The organism is Kitasatospora sp. NPDC090091, from assembly GCF_044747365.1.
In the GTDB taxonomy this organism is placed as follows: Bacteria; Actinomycetota; Actinomycetes; order Streptomycetales; family Streptomycetaceae; genus Kitasatospora.
On sequence record NZ_JBIVDY010000028.1, the window covers coordinates 23,688 to 39,189 of the forward strand.

The 15,502-nt window shown below is 75.4% G+C and carries 12 protein-coding genes; 1 reads left to right on the forward strand and 11 read right to left on the reverse strand.

Features of this window, described 5'->3' with window-relative positions; genetic code table 11:
• Positions 1-67 precede the first annotated feature (67 nt).
• Positions 68-658 (forward strand): TetR/AcrR family transcriptional regulator, encoded by a 591-nt coding sequence (locus ACIPSC_RS33940; protein ID WP_400832050.1) that lies wholly within the window; start codon positions 68-70, stop codon positions 656-658.
• Between the two features lie 85 nt (positions 659-743).
• On the opposite strand, the gene ACIPSC_RS33945 is transcribed toward ACIPSC_RS33940, so the two are convergent.
• The 11 genes from ACIPSC_RS33945 to ACIPSC_RS33995 all read right to left on the reverse strand — a co-directional run bounded on the left by ACIPSC_RS33945 (position 744) and on the right by ACIPSC_RS33995 (position 15,388).
• Positions 744-1,121: a DUF6191 domain-containing protein gene (locus tag ACIPSC_RS33945; protein WP_400832052.1), complete on the reverse strand. Its 378-nt coding sequence runs from the start codon at positions 1,119-1,121 to the stop codon at positions 744-746.
• A 100-nt stretch (positions 1,122-1,221) separates the two neighbouring features.
• Positions 1,222-3,651: a right-handed parallel beta-helix repeat-containing protein gene (locus tag ACIPSC_RS33950; protein ID WP_400832055.1), complete on the reverse strand. Its 2,430-nt coding sequence runs from the start codon at positions 3,649-3,651 to the stop codon at positions 1,222-1,224.
• Positions 3,652-3,923: 272 nt separating this feature from the next.
• Positions 3,924-4,802, reverse strand: a complete 879-nt coding sequence (locus ACIPSC_RS33955; protein WP_400832057.1) for an MOSC domain-containing protein — start codon at positions 4,800-4,802, stop codon at positions 3,924-3,926.
• A 238-nt stretch (positions 4,803-5,040) separates the two neighbouring features.
• Positions 5,041-5,856, reverse strand: coding sequence for a DUF6643 family protein (locus ACIPSC_RS33960; RefSeq protein ID WP_400832059.1), 816 nt, complete (start codon positions 5,854-5,856; stop codon positions 5,041-5,043).
• Positions 5,857-6,309: 453 nt separating this feature from the next.
• The gene (gene mscL / locus ACIPSC_RS33965) at positions 6,310-6,768 is read right to left on the reverse strand and encodes a large conductance mechanosensitive channel protein MscL (protein WP_400832061.1); all 459 of its coding nucleotides are present in this window, start codon (positions 6,766-6,768) and stop codon (positions 6,310-6,312) included.
• A gap of 130 nt (positions 6,769-6,898) precedes the next feature.
• Positions 6,899-8,092 carry a DegT/DnrJ/EryC1/StrS family aminotransferase gene (locus ACIPSC_RS33970; RefSeq protein ID WP_400832063.1) on the reverse strand — a complete coding sequence of 398 codons (1,194 nt, stop codon included), beginning with the start codon at positions 8,090-8,092 and terminating at the stop codon, positions 6,899-6,901.
• A complete protein-coding gene (locus tag ACIPSC_RS33975) occupies positions 8,089-9,729 on the reverse strand; it encodes a hypothetical protein (RefSeq protein WP_400832065.1) in 1,641 nt (546 codons plus the stop codon). Before ACIPSC_RS33975 ends, ACIPSC_RS33970 begins: the two co-directional genes overlap by 4 nt.
• Positions 9,729-10,787: a GNAT family N-acetyltransferase gene (locus ACIPSC_RS33980; protein WP_400832067.1), complete on the reverse strand. Its 1,059-nt coding sequence runs from the start codon at positions 10,785-10,787 to the stop codon at positions 9,729-9,731. The genes ACIPSC_RS33975 and ACIPSC_RS33980 overlap by 1 nt, the downstream gene beginning before the upstream one ends.
• A 58-nt stretch (positions 10,788-10,845) precedes the next feature.
• Complete coding sequence (locus tag ACIPSC_RS33985; protein ID WP_400832069.1) at positions 10,846-11,991, reverse strand: glycosyltransferase; 1,146 nt, start codon at positions 11,989-11,991, stop codon at positions 10,846-10,848.
• Entirely contained in the window at positions 11,988-13,940 is a 1,953-nt protein-coding gene (locus ACIPSC_RS33990) for a P-loop NTPase (RefSeq protein ID WP_400832072.1), read from the reverse strand. Before ACIPSC_RS33990 ends, ACIPSC_RS33985 begins: the two co-directional genes overlap by 4 nt.
• A gap of 329 nt (positions 13,941-14,269) precedes the next feature.
• Complete coding sequence (locus tag ACIPSC_RS33995; RefSeq protein ID WP_400832074.1) at positions 14,270-15,388, reverse strand: glycosyltransferase family 4 protein; 1,119 nt, start codon at positions 15,386-15,388, stop codon at positions 14,270-14,272.
• Between the last annotated feature and the right edge of the window lie 114 nt (positions 15,389-15,502).

Here is a 15,502-nt window from a genome sequence, read left to right on the forward strand (position 1 = left end):
CGCCAGGAACTGAAACGAAGTCGGCCCGTTCGGCGCTCCCCTGTCTAGCGCTGCTAGGATCTCTGTCATGTCAATCCAGGAGCGCCGCGAGCGCGAACGCGCCGAGCGGCATCAGCTGATCATCCGAATCGCCCGCGAACTGGCCGAGGCCGAGGGCTGGGAGGCGGTGACGACCCGTCGGCTCGCCGAGCGGATCGAGTACAGCCAGCCCGTGCTGTACAGCCACTTCGCCAACAAGGACGCGATCGTGGCCGCCGTCGCGCTGGAGGGCTTCGCGGAGCTCGCCGCGCAGCTTCGGGACGTCGCGCGGAAGGCGGACGGGCCGGTTGCGGTCTTCACCGCGGTCGCCGGCGCCTACCTCGCCTTCGGTGCGGCCAATCCGGCGCTCTACGACGCCATGTTCACCATGGCCTCCGAGCTGCCGTTCGGCCGCCCGGACTCGCCGACCGCGCTCAAGGAGGCGTTCGCGGCCCTCGCCGGGCCGATCGCCGAGGTGGCCGGCGGCGAGGACCCGGAGCCCTTCACGGAGGTGGTCTGGTCGGCCCTGCACGGTCTGGTCACCCTGGACCGGGGCGGCCGGCTGCGCCCGGACTTCGCGGAGCGCCGACTGGAGTTGCTGGTCGGGCGGATGCTCGGCGGCGCGACCGACGAGGACTGACGAGGACTGACGAGGACGGACCGGGACGCACCGGACCGGCGACGACGGGTGCCCGGTCGGGGCGAGCGGCCGGGCGGTGCGGAGCTCAGCTCCCGCTGTCCGCCGCCCGGCGCCTGATGAGCGCGGTGCCGCCCGCGAGATCGATACCGGTTCGCTTCGGCGCGCCGTCGTGTTCGTCGTCCCGCAGCACCAGTTCGACCCGGCGCTGCTCCAACTGTGCGCGCTTGCCCGGGTACAGCAGGGCGTGCAGTTCTTCGGTGGCCGTCGCGCCCGCTCCGCGTCGGCCGGCCCCGTGCGGACCGGCCCCGTGCCGGCCGACCGTGGCCCCGGGGGGACCGGTGACCGGTCGGCCGGGCACCCGGTGCGCGAACGTCCGGCGGGCGACCGCGGCGAGGAAGAACAGCACGACCAGGGCGGCCGGCAGCAGGAGCCCGCCGGCCGCACCGCTGAGAAGCAGCTCCATGCCAGGTTCAACGCGGGCCCGGCTCGACCGAGTTCCCGCACATCCGAGTCCCCGGCGCCGGGAGGCACCCGGGGCGAAGGGCTCCCCTCCGCCACGGGGATCAGGGGAGACGGGCTGTCGGCAGGTCGGCCGGTACGAGCAGCTGGAGTTCCTCGGTGGACGGGTCGGCGAGCTGGGCGACGCGCATGGCATGGCGCTCGACCATGGTCTCGAAAACCTGCCGCGCGGTGCGCCCGTTGCCGAAGCTGGGGCCGCGCTCCAGCGTCGCGAAGTGGTCCAGCAGCGCGCCTTCGGTGGCCTCGGACAACGCGTACTCGTGCTCGGCGCACTGCGCGCGGGCGATCTCCAGCAGCTCGTCCGCGGAGTAGTCGGGGAAGGTGATGGTCCGGGAGAACCGCGACGACACACCCGGGTTGGCCGACAGGAAGCGCTCCATCTCGGCGGTGTAGCCGGCCACGATGACGACCACCTCGTCCCGGTGGTCCTCCATCAGCTTGACCAGCGTGTCGATCGCCTCCCGGCCGAAGTCGCGGGCGCCGTCCTCGGGCGCCAGCGCGTACGCCTCGTCGATGAACAGCACGCCGCCGCGGGCCCGGTCGAAGGCGGCGGCGGTGCGGATCGCGGTGGAGCCGATGTGCTCGCCGACCAGGTCGACCCGGGCCACCTCGACCAGGTGGCCGCGCTGGAGCACCCCGAGCGAGGCCAGGATCTCGCCGTAGAGCCGGGCCACCGTCGTCTTCCCGGTGCCGGGGGCGCCGGTGAAGACCAGGTGGCGGCGGAGCGAGGGCGCCTTGAGCCCGGCCTGGCGCCGGCGGCGGCCGACCGAGATCAGGTCGATCAGCGTCCGGACCTCCTGCTTCACGGTGGCCAGGCCGACCAGCGCGTCCAGCTCGGCCAGCGCCTCCTCGGCGGGCCGGCAGTCCGGGATCGGGCCGATCGCGGCCGTGCCCGCCGCCCCGCCCGCGACGGAGGACGCGAGCGTCGTGGCGGTCAACGGCTGGGCCGCGCCGAGCGGCGGGACGCCCCGCGGGGCGGGCACCTCGGCGGCCGCGGCCGGCGCGACGTCGTCGGAGGTGCAGCCCTCCACCACCGGGCCCGGTTCGGAGAACTCGAAGCCGGCCCGCCCGTTCTGCTCGGCCCGGCAGCGGGTGAGCACCGTCCGGCAGCCGTCGATGATGTGGAAGCCGAAGCCCTTGCCGTGCGAGACCCGGCAGTCCTCGAAGGTGCCCCGGCCCTGCGCCGAGACGTAGACGCCGGCGTCCGAGCTGGCCCGGACGGTGCAGTCGCGCAGGACGGGGTCGGCGCCCTTGGTGACGATGACGCCGGTGGCCACGTCGGAGATCTCGCAGTCGGTGAGCAGGCCGCCGCTGCCGTGGTCGCGGAACCAGAGCCCGGTGCCGGCCTCCTGCACCCGGCAGCCGGTGAGCGTCACGCCGGCGCCGCTGCTGACCGAGACGGCCGAGCTGCGGATCCGGCTGAACGAGCAGCCGTCGGCGGTCGCGGAGGAGTCCCGGTCCAGGACGAAGAGCGCGTCCGGCAGGTCGTGCAGCGAGCAGTCGGTCAGGGTGAGCCGGGCGCCGTCGCTGACCCAGAGCGCCGGGTACTCCCCGCTGGAGCCGTGCAGTTCGCAGGACTCGGCGACGGCCTCGGTGCCCTGGTCCCAGACCGAGAGCGCGCCGCGGCCGAAGTCCCGCACGGTGCTGTTGGACAGGGTGAGCCGGGCCCGGCCGCGCAGGTCGGCGCCGTTCTCCGGCAGGTCGTGCACCCGGCAGCCGGTCAGCACGAGTTCGGCCTCGCCGTCCAGGGTCAGGCCGTTGCCGGTGACGCGGTGGATCTCGCAGTCGACGAGCCGTCCGCCGGCCTGCGCCTCGGCCTGCACACCGCTGCCGCGGATCTCGTAGATCTCGCAGCCGGTCAGTTCGGCGGCGCTGCCCGGGTCGGTGAGCAGCACGCCGGCGCCGGACGCGTGGTGGACCTTGCAGCGGTCCAGTGCGGCGGTCGCACCGCCGAGGACGGCGATCCCGGCCTGGCCGGCGGCGGCCACCTCGCAGTCCTCGAACACGGCCGCGGTGCCCTCGCCGCGCAGCCGCAGGCCGAGGCCGGCCGGGTTGGCGACCATGCAGCCGCGCAGGGTGGGCCGTGCGCCGCCGGTGACCTCGACGCCGGTGGCCGATCGGGTCTCGACCCGGCAGCCGCTGAGCGCGGGCCGCGCGTCGGGGCCGGTGACCAGCACGGCCGGGACGGAGCTGTCGCTGCCCTCGATCACCAGGTCGCGGACGGTCGCGGCGGCCGTGACGGTCAGCGGCACGCCGCTCGGCGGATCGATCCGGACGGAGCCGGGGCCCTGGGCGGGGACGATCGTGACCGGCTTGTCCAGGACGACGTTCTCCCGGAAGGTGCCGGGGCGGACGGTGACGGTGTCGCCCGGTTCGGCGGCCGCGAGGGCCTCCGCGAGCGTGTCGTACTCGCCGGCGCGGCGCCGCCAGCGGGATGCGCTGTCCTGGGTGACCCGGACCCTGTGCTCAGCCATGACGGTCTGTCGTCCCCACCTTCGTCGAGCCGGCGATCAACGGTCGGTACGCGCGGGGGCGCACCGGCCGTCCGCCCACCGTAGCGCGCCCGCGGGGGTGGTCCGGTCGCCCCGGCGCCGGGTGGGCCGGGGACCGTTTCCGCTTCACCACATGTTTCAACGAGCGCGCACAGTTCCGGTTCCGGAACGCCCGATGTGACACCGGCAGACGGGCAGGTGGGGCAGGTGGGCAGGCCGGCAGGTGGGCAGGCACGCCCTCCGCCCGGCGGGCGTCAGACGAGCGCGTTCTCCGGCCAGTTCGCCCCGTCCTCCAGCACCTCGACCTCGTCGCCGATCCGCAGCGTGCCGAGCGCGTCGCCCTCGACGCCGGCGGGGCGCTCGGGGATCAGGTTCTGCCCGAACGCGGCCTTCTTCAGCAGCCGGTGGTGCTTTGCCAGGGTGCGCAGCGGTTCGGGACCGCGGCGCTCGCCGGTCTCCTGGTCGGTGGTGGTGACCACGCAGCGGCCGCAGGGCTTGACCACCTTGAAGGTCAGCTCGCCGATCCGGATCCGGCGCCAGCCGTCCTCGGCCCAGGCCTCGGCGCCGCCGACCACCACGTTGGGGCGGAACCGCTCCATCGGGAGGGTCTCGTGGCCGTCCGGGTCCGCCTGGGCGATCAGCGTGTTGAGCGTGTCCAGCGAGGCGGTGGTGGCGAGCAGCAGCGGGAACCCGTCGGCCATCGAGACGGTGTCGCCGGGGGCGCTGAACTCCGGGTCGACCGGGCGGGCGCGCGGGTCGTCCAGGTGCACCAGCCGGTAGTCGCCGAGGTGTTCGGCGATCCAGAGGTGGGCCTCCTTGGCCGCCTCGGCGGCGCGGAAGCGGGTGCCCCAGACCTCGACGTCGGCCAGCGGGTCGCCGGCGGCGACGGAAGGGGCCGGGACCTCGATCCGGGAACCGCCGGGGGCGGTGAGCAGCAGTGTGCCGTCGGCGGCGAGTTCGGTGCGGATCTGGCCGAGGGCGGCGTTCTCGCGCTGGCTGACGAAGCGTCCGGACGCGTCGGCGAGCATCCACCGGCGGTCTCCGGCGAGGCCCCACGGTTCGACGCGGGCGCTCTCGGGGCTCAGGCGGTACATGGACTTGACGGGGTAGACGTGGAGTCCGGTGAGCAGCATTCCCCCATCCTGCCAGTACAGGAGGGGTGACCGGCACCCCTGCCGGGTGATCGCGGGCCTCGCCCGGCCCGGTGGGCGGGGGCCCGTACGCGCACGGACCGCCCGGACGCCGTGGGGTGGCGGTCCGGGCGGTCCGTGGATGACCCGTTTCTCCGTACGCCCGGCGCGGGGGCGCCGGGTGGTGCTCAGGTGGTGCGGGTTCGGGCCGGGTGGGGCCGGCCCGGAGGTGGCGGTTCGCTCAGTAGCCCTGGCCCTGGGGCTGGTAGGCCTGCTGGAACTGCGGCTCGCCGTAGGGGCCGGGCCGCTGCGGCTGCATCGGGCGGAGCGGCGCGACCGGGGAGACGGCCGGGCGGAGCGGGGCGCCGCCGAAGCTCTGGTCGCCGGACGGGCCCGCGAAGCCGGGGCCGCCCGCGCCGGGGCCGCCGGCGAAGGACTGCTGGCCGCCGAAGCTCTGCGGGCCGCCCTGCGGCTGGCCACCCGGCTGCGGCTGGCCGCCGAACCCGGCGGGGCCGCCGAGCGGCTGGGCGCCGAAGGACTGCGGGCCGCCCTGGCCGGCGCCGACGAAGGTGTTCTGGCCGCCGAAGCTCTGGCCGCCGCTGGGCTGGTAGGCGCCGCCGCCGGTGGCCTGGGAGAAGCCGGGGGCGGGGGCCTGCGGGCGCTGGCCGGGCACGTACGGCTGGGGGCCGCCGTAGCCGGGGACGGGCGGCTGGGGCGCTGCGGCGTACGCCGGCGCGGGCTGCACCGGGACGTAGGCCGTGGCGGGGCCGGCGGAGGGGCCGCTGCTCGGGCCGGGGCCCAGGGCGAGGCGGGCGGGGGGCAGCGCGGGGAGGTTGCTGCCGGGGGTGTCGTACCCGGTGCCGTACCGGTTGTCGTAGGACTGGCCGAGGCCGGATCCGTAACCGGAGGACAGCGCCGGCGGCAGGGCGGCCGGCACGTTGATGGGTGCGATCTGCGGGACACCGCGCTCTGCGACGAGGCTGTCGTAGATGGGCGTGCCGGAGGAGAAGGACGGAGAGGGGTAGCCGACTCCGTCGTAGGAGCGGGGCGAGGTCATGGGGCATACGGTAAGCCCACAATGCGCCTGCTGAGGAGAGTGGGAGGCCGAGCAGTTCGAGTGTTTACACAGTCTTCGCTCGAACAAAAGCTTCGAAAGTAGGAAGAACGGACATTCTGGCGTCGACTTCCGGCCAGCCCGGGAGGGGCATGTGCCCTCGAACGGGGCTCGGGCGGCGTCCGCGAAGGCCCGCTCGGTGAAGGCCTGGTGGACGGTTGGGGTACTGCCGAAGAAACTTCTGCGGTCGGGGCGTGCGCTGGCGCATTCGAGCCCCCGCCTGCGGTCCGGCGGGAGCTCGTGAATGTTTCGGGGATATGGTCCGCGTGAGGTTCGGCCGCGAGGTCCGGCCGGGCGGTGCGCCGGAGTGCGGAACCCGAGGTCAGCGGTGTGCCGGGCCGGGGGAGGGGAGCCGCTCGGCGCGGCTCGACGTGCCTCGCCGGGGCTGAGCGGGCCTCAGCGGGTGGGCAGCGGCTGGGTCGGCGCGGCCTGGGTGGGGAAGCCCGGCCGGCCGGCCACCTCGGAGGTGCAGAAGGAGCAGCGCAGCGCCGCCGCCGGGATCTTGCTGAGGCACTCGGGGCAGTCCGCCTTGGCCACCGGGGCGGGCTTGGCGCCCTCCAGCTTCGCCTGCAGCCTGCCCACCGGGACCACCACGACGAAGTAGATGACCGCGGCCACCAGCACGAAGCTGATCAGGGCGTTGACGAAGACCCCGTACGGGAAGCGGGTGCCGGCGACGTCGAAGGTCTTCTGGGTGAAGTCGCCGACGGCGCCGGTGGCCACGCCGACGAGCGGGGTGAGGAAGGCCGAGACGAACCCGGTGACGACGGCGGTGAAGGCCGCGCCGATGACGATGCCGACGGCCAGGTCGACGACGTTGCCGCGCAGCAGGAAGCTGCGGAATCCCTTGAGCACCGGGTGACTCCAAATCCGTACGGGGGGAGGGTGGGACGAGGCCGCGGGCCCCGGCCGGACATCCTGCCGACCGGGTGCGCCCGCGGTCCAACCGGCGTTCACCCGAACCGCGTAACCGGCGCCGGCCGGATCAGGCGTCGCGCAGGCGCTCCGCGTACGGCTGGATCCGGACCACCGCGTCGGCGATCCGGCGCACGGTGGCGGCGTCCATCTGGGACCAGAGCGGCACGGTCAGCACGGAGGCGGCGAGCCGGTCGGTGCGGGGCAGCGCCTCGGCCTGGCCGAGGTGGGCGTAGGCGCGCTGGCGGTGCACCGGCGGGTGGAAGTAGCGGCGCGAGTCGATGCCCTCGGCCCGCAGGGCGTCGGCGAGTTGGGGCGCCGAGAGCCCGAAGGCGCCGGCGTCCAGCAGCAGCGTGAGGTCCTTGAAGGTCGAGGTGTCGCCCTCCTCCGGCAGGGCGAGCCGCAGGCCGGGCAGGCCGGCCGTGGCGGCGGCGAACTCGGCGGCGAGGGCCCCCCGGTGGGCCACCCGCTCGGGCAGGTCGGCCAGCCAGTTGAGGCCGGTGGCGGCGTGGAGCTCGCTCATCCGGGCGTTGAGGCCGGGGAAGAGCGTGTCGTAGTCGCCCGGGTTGCCGTAGTCGCGGGCGTGCCGCAGCCGCTGGGCGAGCTCGGCGTCGCGGGTGGCGACCAGACCGCCCTCGCCGGCCACCGCGACCTTGGTCGGGCTCATCGAGAACACCTCGGCGTAGCCGAAGTTGCCGACCGGCACCCCGCGGCGGACGCTGCCGAAGCCGTGCGCGGAGTCGTACACCAGCGGGACGCCGGCCGCGTCGGCAACCTCCTGCAGCCGCTCGACCTGGCAGGGCGTGCCGTAGACGTGGGTGGCCATCAGGGCGGCCGGGCGGTCCGCGGCGGCGAGCTTGGCGGCGGCGTCCTCGGGGTCGAGGGTGACGTCCTGCTCGCGGGCCTCGGCGAACAGCGGGGTGCCGCCGGCCCAGTGGGCGGCGTGGGCGGTGGCGGAGAAGGTGAATCCGGGCATCACCACCGGCCGGCCCTCGCCGACCCCGGCGGCCTGCAGCACCAGCATCAGGCCGGCGGTGCAGTTGGAGACGGCCACCACGAACGGCACGTCGAGCAGCTTGGCGGCGGCCTCCTCCAGTTCGGCGACGGTCCGGCCGTTGGTGAGCTGCCCGCTGTCGAGCACGGTGCCGAGCCGCTCCAGCAGCGCGGCGCGGTCGGGGACGCGCACCCGGGTGAGCGGGAGTCCGTCGGGGAAGGCGGGCGTTCCGCCGAGGGCTGCGGGCAGGGTGTGGGTGTCGGTGGTCATGGCGCGGTCGATCCCCCCTGGGACGGTGACTGGGATTCGGAGTGGCTCGGAGACGGCGAGGGCGAGGTGAACGGCGGTGCGGCGTAAGGCCGTTCGGTATGCGGTGGTGAGGCGCAGGGCAGCTCGGCGTACTGCGGTGCGGCGCCCGGCGGTGAGGCTTCCGGCGGTGCGGCGTACGCAGGTGGGCCGGCCGGCGGCGGGCCGGCCGGTCGCCGCTCCCGCCACTGGCCCGGCGCGACCCGCCAGACCGGTGGCGGCCGGCGCTTGGCCGGCCCCCGGGTGGCGGAGGCGGCCGGCACGACCAGCAGGACCAGCACCAGCGGCAGCACCTGGACCCGTTCGCGGGACAGGATGCCCATGTTGTTGATGGTCGAGAACGCCCAGCAGAACAGCAGCGTGTACACGGCGGTGAAGGCGACGTACGAGCGCTGCACGAAGAGCCGGGGCAGCCGGCTCAGCCGGGGCCAGCCGCGGATGAACATCACCAGCAGCGCGAAGCACTCCACCGACTGGATCAGGTTCTGGATGTTGGAGGCCTCGAACGGGAACGGCCGGAACAGCACGCTGACCACGGCGACCGGCAGACCCGCCGGATTGAGGCTGAACTTGGGCGCGGTGTCCTCGGGTGCGGTCGCGTTGATCATCGAGCTGCCCTGGCTGGTGCGCCGCGAGGTCTCCGAGAGCACCTGGTTGACGGCGTCGCCGCCGGTGCCGTCGGTGCCGAAGAAGGTGGAGACCTGCTGCAGCATCAGCACCGCCATCGCGCCCAGCACCACGGCGGTCAGGATTGTCCGAAGCGGCCCGAGCGCGCTCGCCTGTTGCGGCCGCTTGCGCAGCACGTACGCGACCATCAGCCCGGCCCCGGCGAGGGCGGTGACGTGCGGGCGGACCATCGCGGTGCCGAGCGAGCCGAGGGCGATGCAGGCGAACGCCCCGAACCGGCGGTCCAGCAGCCGCGCGGTGCCGTAGGTGGTCAGGCCCAGGCAGAACATCATCCAGGCGTCCTTGCCGATGCTGGACGGCCAGAACAGCAGCGAGGGCAGGAAGAACACCAGCTTGGCGTACTTGCGGGTGTCCGCCTCCGGGAAGGCGATCTGCAGCGCCCGCCAGAACAGCAGCAGCCCCCAGAAGCCCAGCCAGGAGAAGACCAGGAAGCCGCCGATCAGCGACGGGCCGGTGATCGCGTAGACCACGCCGGTGACGACGATGATGAAGCCGGTGCCGGCGACCTTCATCCCGAGGTCGTACTGGATCCCGCCGAACAGGTCGGCCTGGTCCAGGTAGGCGGCCAGCTCGCTGCCCTTCTGGTGGTACATCTTGGAGTCGGCGGCGCCGCCGTACAGCACGAAGGCCATCAGGTAGCGGGGGAAGGCGCAGAGCAGCTTGGCCGTCATGGCCAGCAACAGCAGCCGGAAGACGTCCCGCTCCGGGTTGGCGGCGGCGATCCGGGCCAGGATCGGGGTGCCGATCCCCATCAGCACCGGCAGGATCAGCAGCGCGCCCCAGGTGTCGTACGAGGTGTGCACCATCGCCACGACGAAGAGCGCGACGTAGCCCGTGACCAGCGCGGCCGCAACGGCGGAGGGCCACGGCACCCGGGTCGCGGCGGCCCGGGCCGCCGGGGCCGGCCAGGGCATCAGAAGACCTCCAGGTCGCCGAGGGCGAACCGCCAGTCGGCCAGGGTCCGTCGGGTCGGTCCGGCCGGGGTGCGGGCGGCCAGCGTCATCCCCGTACGCGGGGCGCGCAGGTAGCCGGCCCGCAGCGCGGCCGCGGCGGCCTCGGTGCCGGGGGAGAGGTGGGTGGCGACGTGGTCGCAGCCGGACTCGCGGGCGGCGGAGCGCAGCAGCCGCGCGGCGCTGTCCCGGTCGCCGGGGCGGACCAGCACGTCGGCGAGGGTGAACTCGGCCAGCGGGCCGCGCCGTCGGGGCCGGCCGACGGCCAGGCCGGTGAGCTCGCCGCCGCGGTGGCAGGTGAGCACCCGGTAGTCCAGGCCGGGGGCGCGCCCGTAGCGCCAGCGCAGGAACTCCGGGGTGCGGCGGACGGCCAGGCGCGGGTCGGCGGCGTCGGCGGCGATGCGCTCGCGCAGCAGCTCGGCCAGCGGGCCGTCCGCCGACCGCTCCTCGAACCAGTCCTCGGCGACGGGGAGTCGGCAGTCGGGCGGGGCGGCGGGGCCGGCCGGCCGGCGGGCCAGCGCGGCGCGCACCCCGCGGGCGAACGCGGTCGGGCGGACCGGGCGCAGCGCCACCGGGACCTGCCCGAGCTCCTGCCAGCCCATCTTCCGGTATCCCGGCAGACTGTTGCCGTTGGGTGTGTTGAACACCAACTCGGCCTGATCGCCGACCTGTTCGAGCAGATCGAGGGTGAGCCGACGGAAGACGCCGCGGCCCTGGAAGTCCGGGTGGGTGGCGGTGTCCACCGGCCGGACGGCGGTGACGGTGCGGCCGGTGGCGCCCTCGTGCCACTGCCAGCGCAGGAAGAGCCGGACGCCGGCGAGCCGCCCGTCCGGGGTCTCGGCGAGCAGGCCGGGGCTGGCGCCGAACGGGTTCAGCCGGTGCTTCCAGCGGAAGAACTCGGCGGTGCGGGTGCCGGTCGGGCCGCCCGCCAGGGAGGCGGTCAGCAGGTCGAGGACGGCCGGGAGGTCGGGCTCCGCGAGCGGGCGGAAGGTCAGCTCGGCTGTGGCGGGCAGGGCACTCACGTCCGGACTCGCACTCTTCTCGGTGGTAGGGGCCTTCGGTGGCTGCGGGGAGCGGGCCTCAGCGCCGCAGGACCTGCTCGTACACCGCCTCGACGGCCCGCTGCGCGCCGGCCACGTCGAAGCGCTCGGCGCGTTCCCGGGCCGCCGCGCCGAGGCGCTCCCGCAGCGGCGGGTCGCCGGCCAGCCGGCCGAGGGCCGCGGCCAGGGCGGCCGGGTCGCCCGGCGGGACGAGCAGGCCCTGCTCGCCGTCGTCCAGCACCTCCGGCATGCCGCCGACCCGGGTGACCACGGACGGCAGGCCGCTGGTCATCGCCTCCATCAGGGCGACCGGCAGCCCCTCCTGACGGGAGCTCAGGGTGAAGACGTCCAGGCCGGGCAGCAGCGCGGGCACGTCGGAGCGCGAGCCGGCGAACAGCACGCTGTCGGCGACGCCCAGTTCGGCCGCGCGGGTGCGCAATTGCCCCTCCAGCGGCCCGGATCCGATCAGCACCAGGCGGGCGCCGGGGTGGTGGCGGTGAAGTTCGGCGTGCGCGGCGAGCAGGGTGAACTGGTCCTTCTTCGGCGTCAGGTTGCCGACCGTGCCGACCACCAACGCGTCCTGCGGCAGGCCGAGTTCGGTCCGGGCGTCGGCGCGGGCGGCCGGCCCCTCGGGGGCGCCGGAGAGGTCCGGCCCGTGGTGCACCACGGTGACCCAGGCGCCCGGGCGGCGCCGGGCGGCCGGGATACCCCGCTCGACGGCGTGCGAGACGGCGATCACCGCATCGTTGCGCCGGTAGGTGAGCGCGTTGGCCCAGCGGGTGGCCGTGCGGTAGCGGTCCCAGACGTTGTGCTCGGTGTGCACCAGGCGGGGCGAGCCGGCGGTGGGGGCCAGCAGCCGGGCGGCGGCGGCCGGGACCGGCATGTGGGTGTGCACCAGGCCGTAGCGGCGCGCGGCGAGCAGCCGGCGCAGCCGCAGCGGCCAGCGCGGGTCGGCCCGGCCGGGCGTACCGGTGGCGGCACCGCCGCCCGGGGCGCCGAGGCAGTGCACCCGCACCCCGGCCTCGGTGAGTGCCGGGGCGAGCGCGTCCTTCCACGGCAGGACGTACGCGACCTCGATCTCGTAGCGTGAAGTGTCGGCGTGGCGGGCGCAGTTGAGCAGCAGCTGTTCGGCGCCGCCGCGGCCGAGGCCCTTGGCCAGCCAGAGCACCCTGATCCGTGCGCTCACCGCTCCTCCGCCTCGCGCAGCAGGGCCGGCCCGCCGTGCTCGCCGTCCCCGGCCGGGCCCTGGGCGCGGCCCCGGCCGTTGACGCCCGCGGCGCCCTTGGCCGGCCCGGACGGGGCGGGGTCGTCCGGGTGGTGGCGGTCGTCCGGGTGCCGGCCGTACGGCTCGGCGGCGCCGGCCCGGGAGCCGTCCGCCCCGGCGTCGAGGGCCGCGGCGGGGCCGCGCCGGGCCCAGCTGGGCGCCGGCCGCTGCCCGGCCGCCCGTTCGGCGGCCCGTTCGGCGGCCCGCTCGGCGGTCCGCTCCGCTCCGCGCTCGGCCGGCCGCTCCGCCGCCCGCGGCAGCGCGGGCTGGGCCGAACGGGCGGCCGGGGCCGACGGGCCGCCGCCCGCCGCGGTGCGCCGCCGCCGTCCGGCCGGCCCGACGGTGCCGAGCAGCGCCACCCCGGCCACCGGCACACCGGTGCGGCAGAGCAACTCGGCGACCCGGTCGGCCTGTTCCGGGGTCACATTGCCGCTGCGCACGGTCACCAGCACCGCGTCCGCGTGCTGGACCAGGTCGAACGCGTCGTTGGCGTGCAGCAGCGGGGAGGTGTCGACCAGGATCACGTCCGCGTACCGGCGGGCCCGGCGCAGCACCTCGGCGGCGCGCAGCACCAGCGCGGCCGGGTACGCGGTGGTGTTCCCGCCGGTGATCAGCGAGACGCCCTCCACGTTGGTCGGCCGGATCAGTTCGTCCAGCTCGCCGAGCTGCTCGCCGCTGAGCAGCTCGGCCATGCCCGGCCCGCCGCCCACGCCGAGGTGGGAGTGGAGCTGCGGGTGGCGGAAGTCGCAGTCCAGCACCAGGACTTCGCGCCCCGTCTCGGCCAGGGCGGCGGCCAGGTTGGCGACCGTGGTGGTCCGGCCGTCTCCGCTGCTGCCGGAGGCGACCAGCACCACCGGCGCGGGGTTGGCCAGCCGGCGCGAGAGCGCCTCGGCCGGATCCCACGCGGTGTGCGCCTGGACCGGCAGCGCGAGCGCGTCCGGGCCGGTGAGCAGCAGCGTGGAGCGCAGCGAGCGGTACGCCTCCGCGGCCGGGTCGGAGGGCCGGGCCCGCACCAGCGGCTCGCGCAACCGCCGCAGCCGACGCGAGAGTTGGGGCACCTCGCCGATGACCGGGAGGTTGAACGCCTCCTCGACCGGGTTGCGGGTGCGCAGCCGGGTGTCCATCCGGCTGAGCATCAGCGCCGCCACCACCCCGAGGGCGAGGCCGAGCGACACGGCCAGGCCGAGGCGCACGCTCCGGCTGGGGGAGGAGAGCAGGTTCCCGGCGCTCTGCCGGGCGTCGATGCTGCCCCACTGCTGGATGGCGTCGGTCTGCGCGCCGTTCTGCAGCTTGCTGATCGCGGTGAGCGTCGAGGTCAGCGAGGTGGACGCGGCGGTCAGCTTCGGCTGCAGCTTGGGCTGGTCGCCGGCCGAGGAGCGGTTGAACTGCTGCTGGATGTCGTCGAGCGCCTTCTGCTGGGCGTCCGCCTGGGCCTGCAGCTTCTTGATCGTCTCGGCGGCGCTCTTCGCGGACTCCTCGCCGAAGCCCTTGATGATCGCGGCCGAGTACGCGGCCGCCAGGTCGGAACAGGACTGCTGGGTGGGGCCGATCGTCGCTATCGACAGCATCTGCGCGCTGTCGGCCGTCACCGTCCGGCGGGCGATCACCGCGGCGACGTCGGCGATGCCGAGCTGTTGGGCCGCCGCCGTCGCGACGTCCGCGCCCTGGGCGTACGAGAGCACCTGGTCGGCCCGCACCGTGTCGCCGGCCCCCGCGACCGGCGTGATGGCGACCTTGCACTTCCATTTGGCGTTGTCCACCGTGTCACCGGCGGGGGTCAGCAGCCAGCCGACGACGAGCGCGGCGAGCGTGCAGCCGACGAGCAGCCGCCAGTACCGCCGCAGGACGGTGAAGTGGTTTGCCGGTTCCACCGGTTGGATCCCCTCGCGTTCGTGGTGCGGTGGTGCTGTGGAACTCCCGCCCGGGGGCGGCCCGTTCGGGAGCGCGGCGGTCCGGGTGCTGCTACCTGTGCCGGATCCGCGGCGCGGTGGAATCCCTCGGCCGGTGCAACTCGCCCCCCTGACGATTGCGCTACCCCCGTAGCCCCGCGTCCGGCGTCCCGGAGCAGGCCCGTGCTCGGCCCGCCGCCCCCGCCGGTCCCCCTGCGATGCTTGCCGAGCCGCGACGTGCGGCGCAACCGCTTTGGCGATACTGGGACCGGCCGATTCCCGACGAACTGTTCGCAGGTGGCCGGATCCCGTCAGACCGCGCGCAGCCGCAGCGAGCGCTCGTAGAACTCGACCATCTGCGCCGACACCTGGTGCAGGGTGAACGCGGTCAGGAAGCGGGCCCGCGCCGCCTTCGCCCGGACCCGCGCCGACGCGCGGTCGTCCAGGGTGTCGGTGAGCGCCGCCGCCAGCTCGGCCGGCCGCTCCGGCGGCACCAGCCGGGCGTAGTCCTCCGACCCCACCGTCTCGCGCAGCGCCGGCACGTCCGCGCAGACCAGCGGCACGCCGACGCCCATCGCCTCCATCGCCGCACTGCCCAGCCCCTCCCAGCGGGACGGCACGGCGAACGCGTCGGAGGCGGCCATCAGGTCGAACACGTCGTCGCGCGGCCCCAGGAAGCGCACCCTGCCGGCGGCCCCGGCGAGCGCGGCCAGCCGCGGCGTCTCGCCGCCCTCGCTGCCGGCCAGCAGCAGCACCGCCTCCGGCTCGGCGCGCAGCACCGCCGGCCAGGCCTCCAGCAGCACGTCCAGGCCCTTCTGGTACTGCTGGCGCGCGGCCGCGAGCACCACCGGGGCGTCCTGCGGCAGGTCCAGCGCCGCCCGCACCGCCGCCCGCCGGTCCGGGGTGACGGTGCCCAACAGCTCCGGGTCGCGCCCGCGCGGCACGACGTCGATCCGCTCCCGCGGCACCCGCAGCCGCTGCGCCATCGCCCCCGCCACGTAGCGGGTCAGCGCGTGGAACCGGCGGGTGCCCTGTGCCGTGGCGGCGTCCACCGCCTGCGCCGCCCGCACCTTCCACGGGCTGAGCCCGCGGGCGTTCAGGTGCTCCGGCCCGTACGCCGAGTTGACCAGGCTGGAGACCACCGGGGTGCGCGCCGAGAGCGCGGCCGCCCGGCCGAGCACGTCCGACTCGTAGAGCGTGGTGTGCACGAGGTCCGGCCGGCGCTCGCGGACCAGCCGGTGCAGCGCGGCGGCGGAGCGGCCCCGGGTGGCCCGGCCCACTCCGAAGACGTCGGCCCCGGCCGCGGTCAGCTCGGGCTGGAACCCGCCGGGCGAGTCCTTGAGGTACGCGACGTCCAGCTTCACGCCGGCACGCACCAGTTGGGGGGCCATCGCCACCAGGCCCTGCTCGGCCCCGCCGACCCTGCTCACGCTGTCGATCACATAGAGCACATGCACAGGCCAACCCCCGCCCTCCTGGGCGCGTCCGGTCTCCCATGCCGGCCGGCACCCTGACTGGCGATCAGCATTGCAGGTGGCGGCCAC

Excerpts from the sequence above, each read along its gene's own strand:
- ACIPSC_RS33950 (WP_400832055.1), bottom strand. The coding sequence starts at position 3,651 with ATGGCTGAGCACAGGGTCCGGGTCACCCAGGACAGCGCATCCCGCTGG.
- ACIPSC_RS33970 (WP_400832063.1), bottom strand. The coding sequence starts at position 8,092 with ATGACCACCGACACCCACACCCTGCCCGCAGCCCTCGGCGGAACGCCC.
- ACIPSC_RS33955 (WP_400832057.1), bottom strand. The coding sequence starts at position 4,802 with ATGCTGCTCACCGGACTCCACGTCTACCCCGTCAAGTCCATGTACCGC.
- ACIPSC_RS33945 (WP_400832052.1), bottom strand. The coding sequence starts at position 1,121 with ATGGAGCTGCTTCTCAGCGGTGCGGCCGGCGGGCTCCTGCTGCCGGCC.
- ACIPSC_RS33940 (WP_400832050.1), top strand. The coding sequence starts at position 68 with ATGTCAATCCAGGAGCGCCGCGAGCGCGAACGCGCCGAGCGGCATCAG.
- ACIPSC_RS33960 (WP_400832059.1), bottom strand. The coding sequence starts at position 5,856 with ATGACCTCGCCCCGCTCCTACGACGGAGTCGGCTACCCCTCTCCGTCC.
- ACIPSC_RS33975 (WP_400832065.1), bottom strand. The coding sequence starts at position 9,729 with ATGCCCTGGCCGGCCCCGGCGGCCCGGGCCGCCGCGACCCGGGTGCCG.